The sequence below is a fragment of the Trinickia sp. genome, from assembly GCF_051961175.1.
Taxonomy (GTDB): Bacteria; Pseudomonadota; Gammaproteobacteria; order Burkholderiales; family Burkholderiaceae; genus Trinickia.
The window spans coordinates 1-2,976 of the sequence record NZ_JBQCDN010000018.1; the positions used below are offsets into that span (position 1 = coordinate 1).

The following is a 2,976-nucleotide window of genomic DNA, read 5'->3' on the forward strand; positions in this document are numbered from 1 at the left end:
GACGCCCTGCTCCTTCTTGAACTCGCCGATGATGTAATCGATGATGCGCTGGTCGAAGTCTTCGCCGCCGAGGAACGTGTCGCCGTTGGTCGACAGCACTTCGAACTGCATTTCGCCGTCGACGTCGGCGATCTCGATGATCGAGATGTCGAACGTACCGCCGCCGAGGTCATATACGGCGATCTTGCGGTCGCCCTTTTCAGCCTTGTCCAGGCCGAATGCGAGCGCGGCCGCCGTCGGCTCGTTGATGATCCGCTTGACTTCGAGGCCCGCGATACGGCCCGCGTCCTTCGTGGCTTGACGCTGGCTGTCGTTGAAGTACGCCGGCACCGTGATCACGGCTTCCGTGACCGGTTCGCCGAGGTAGTCTTCGGCCGTCTTCTTCATCTTGCGCAGCACTTCGGCCGAGATCTGCGGCGGAGCGAGCTTCTGGCTGTGCGCCTCGACCCAGGCGTCGCCGTTGTCGGCCTTGATAATCTTGTAGGGCATCAGGCCGATGTCCTTTTGCACTTCTTTTTCTTCGAAGCGGCGGCCGATCAGGCGCTTGACCGCGAACAGCGTGTTTTTCGGGTTCGTCACCGACTGACGCTTGGCCGGCGCACCGACGAGCACTTCGTTGTCGTCCATGTAAGCGATGATCGACGGGGTCGTACGGGCGCCCTCCGAGTTCTCGATCACCTTCACCTGGTTACCTTCCATCAGCGCCACGCACGAGTTCGTGGTGCCGAGGTCAATACCGATAATCTTGCCCATTTTTCGTACTCTCCGAGATATTCCGATCACTTCGACGGACGGCGCTTCGTTTGCCCGCCCGCTCAATTCAACCTTGCACCCAAGATGTGTGCCGCCGCCGCGTTTTCAAGAGCTCAAACGCGACGAAACCCATGGTCGGCCGGCCATTTCAGCGCTGCGACCCTGACCCGGGCCGCAGCGGCTGCTCCCCGCCCGCCGCACGCGCATCGACGGCGCCTACCGGCGGGCGGTCCCGCCTATTTGAGCCCCGCCTACTTGAGCCCCGCTTATTTGAGCCCCGCTTACTTCGGCGCAGCAACCGTCACGAGCGCTGGACGCAGCACGCGGTCGGCAATCACATAGCCCTTTTGCAGCACGGAAACGACCGTGTTCGCCTCTTGCTCGGCCGGCACCATCGAAATGGCTTGATGGCGGTGCGGGTCGAACTTCTCGCCGACGGGGTTCAGCACCGTCACGCGCCCCTTTTCCATCGCGCTTGTGAGCTGGCGCAGCGTCAATTCGACGCCCTCGCGCAGCTTCGTGGCATCGCCCGAGGTATCGGCCAGCGCGGCTTCCAGGCTGTCCAGAACCGGCAGCAGATGCTCGGCGAAGCCTTCGATCGCGAATTTGCGGGCCTTCGTCACATCCTCCGCGGCGCGGCGGCGAACGTTCTCCGTTTCCGCCTTCGCGCGCAAGAAACTCTCGTTGAGTTCCGTGATCTTGGCCTGCGCTTCGGCGAGCGCGGCGTCGGGGGTGGCGCCAGCCGCAGCGGGCTGGCCTTGCGCAGCGGCAGTTTGCGCTGCGACGTTCTCGGCAGCGCTTTGCTGTGCGGCGTCGTCAACTGACGACGGTTGCTGGCCGGCCGGATTGTCTTGCGTGTTGTCCATGTCGCTGAAAATCGTCCAAAAAATGAAATCGAAGCGGCGGCAGGCGGATGTGGCATCTCGCCCCGAAGCCAGGCAAAGGAATGAACGCCCTGCGTCAATCCGTTACCAAAATACGACTTTGCCGCCGCGCATCGCGTCGACAAATGGGGGTATCGCGCGGCATTTCAAGGCCCGACTCGCCCCTTTTTTGCACCATTTGCACCTTGGCCGCACATTGGAAACGAACGGTAACACTGATTACGGCGGCAACGGCAAAACAGCGTTGAGCACCATCCTGGTTTGCCCTACACTGCTCTCATACGCGTCGTGCCCGGCCCGTACCGTGCCCAGGCGACGCAGCATGACCCATCCGAAGTCTCTGCGTCCGTACCGCCTTTCTCCGCGTGAGGGAGCCTCGTGAAACTGACCTTTGCCATCGCGGTGGTCGCCCTGGTACTTGTCGCAGGAACCACGACCATCTGCCTGTCGGGCGCCGTGACCGACTGCACGACAGAATACGGCGGGGCGCACGCCGCGATCGATTCGCTGTTCACTCCCCACCCGAAAGCTTGTCGATGACTCGCCGGTCGCGCTTGGTCGGCCGCCCCTGCAAGGTGGCCGCGGGCTCGCGGTACGTGCGGCGCCGCTCGGCTTCCACTTCGCGTTTGATCCGGCTCTCCGGCGTTTCGGCATAAAGCGTTTGCGCGACGCTCGCCGGCCCGCGCACCTCGCAGATCCCCAGTACTTGCACTTCCCAGACGATCCGCTCGATCTCGATCACGACAAGATCGCCGACCCGGACCTCTTTTGCCGGCTTCACCGTTGCGCCACCGATCCGCACACGGCCCTTTTCGACCGCATCGGCGGCCATCGAACGCGTCTTGAAGAACCGCGCGGCCCACAGCCATTTGTCGATGCGCATCCGCGCGCCGGGTTCGGTCGAAATCTTGTAGTTCATCGGATCTAAAACGAAACGAAAGGAGCGCAAGCGCGCAGAACGGAGCCCGCAACGAGCTTGCCCGCCTGGCGGTTGTCCGTGTAGCGCCGGGTGAGATCGGGGCTCATGCCGGCATGCCCGCCGGCACGCTTTCCAGTGCCGGCCAGCCTTGCAACTGCTGGACGACGATTTCGCCGAGCGCCGCGATCCAAGCCTGTGCCGCATTGAGGCAGGCAATGCGGTGGAATTCCTTGCCCCCCGCATGCAGAAATTCATCGCGCACCTCGAGACCGATCTCCTCGATCGTCTCGAGGCAGTCCGCCGTGAACCCCGGGCAAAAGACGTCCGCCCGGCGCACGCCGGCCGCGCCCAGTTCGCGCAGCGTGGGCGCCGTATACGGCTGCAGCCACTCCGCACGGCCGAAACGCGACTGGAACGTGA

Annotated in this window: 5 protein-coding genes; 1 reads left to right on the top strand and 4 read right to left on the bottom strand. The window is 63.5% G+C overall.

Annotated features, from left to right (window positions below; all coding sequences use genetic code 11):
• Together ACTHL0_RS01035 and grpE are read right to left on the bottom strand one after the other, a co-directional pair.
• Positions 1-753 (bottom strand): Hsp70 family protein (locus ACTHL0_RS01035; RefSeq protein WP_440564704.1); only part of this gene is annotated, 753 nt, incomplete at its 3' end.
• A gap of 281 nt (positions 754-1,034) precedes the next feature.
• Positions 1,035-1,619 (bottom strand): nucleotide exchange factor GrpE, encoded by a 585-nt coding sequence (grpE, locus tag ACTHL0_RS01040; RefSeq protein WP_440564706.1) that lies wholly within the window; start codon positions 1,617-1,619, stop codon positions 1,035-1,037.
• Between the two features lie 396 nt (positions 1,620-2,015).
• Here grpE and ACTHL0_RS01045 point away from each other — a divergent pair, with 396 nt between their 5' ends.
• Positions 2,016-2,177 (top strand): hypothetical protein, encoded by a 162-nt coding sequence (locus ACTHL0_RS01045; protein WP_440564707.1) that lies wholly within the window; start codon positions 2,016-2,018, stop codon positions 2,175-2,177.
• On the opposite strand, the gene ACTHL0_RS01050 is transcribed toward ACTHL0_RS01045, so the two are convergent.
• Positions 2,149-2,556 carry an RNA-binding S4 domain-containing protein gene (locus tag ACTHL0_RS01050; protein WP_440564709.1) on the bottom strand — a complete coding sequence of 136 codons (408 nt, stop codon included), beginning with the start codon at positions 2,554-2,556 and terminating at the stop codon, positions 2,149-2,151. The two genes, ACTHL0_RS01045 and ACTHL0_RS01050, sit on opposite strands and share 29 nt — an antisense overlap.
• Positions 2,557-2,659: 103 nt before the next feature.
• On the bottom strand, positions 2,660-2,976 hold a 317-nt coding region (locus ACTHL0_RS01055; RefSeq protein WP_440564710.1), incomplete at its 5' end, for a ferrochelatase.